General features: G+C 41.1%; 1 protein-coding gene. It reads right to left on the bottom strand.

What is annotated here, in order from left to right:
• Positions 1 to 125 precede the first annotated feature (125 nt).
• Positions 126 to 265, bottom strand: a 140-nt coding sequence (locus R0J88_RS20825) for a toxin glutamine deamidase domain-containing protein (protein ID WP_410900999.1), incomplete at its 5' end; no start/stop codon positions are given.

Below are 265 nucleotides of genomic sequence, written 5' to 3'. Positions count from 1 at the left end.
CTGTTTAGAGTTGAAGCAAAATAGCCACCCATCAGGAAACCCTTCAGAGTATGTTATCACCAGCGGCATTGGAGACTTACTCAAATGATTACTGATCATCTCCATGGATTCTTCAAAAGTTATCACTAGTTAGTCCTCAAAAACTTAAACGATGTGAACTTACTTAGATCAACAACCTTGCCTGTCTGCCCATCTAAGAATCTGATAGTACCATTCTGGTTTACGACATTGAACACATGACCAGGCTGACCAGGACCATACGAAC

It is taken from the genome of Pseudoalteromonas sp. SIMBA_162 (genome assembly GCF_046535955.1).
Classification (GTDB): domain Bacteria; phylum Pseudomonadota; class Gammaproteobacteria; order Enterobacterales; family Alteromonadaceae; genus Pseudoalteromonas; species Pseudoalteromonas marina.
Note: the sequence above shows the minus strand (reverse complement) of the source record. Positions and strands in the feature narration are given on the sequence as shown.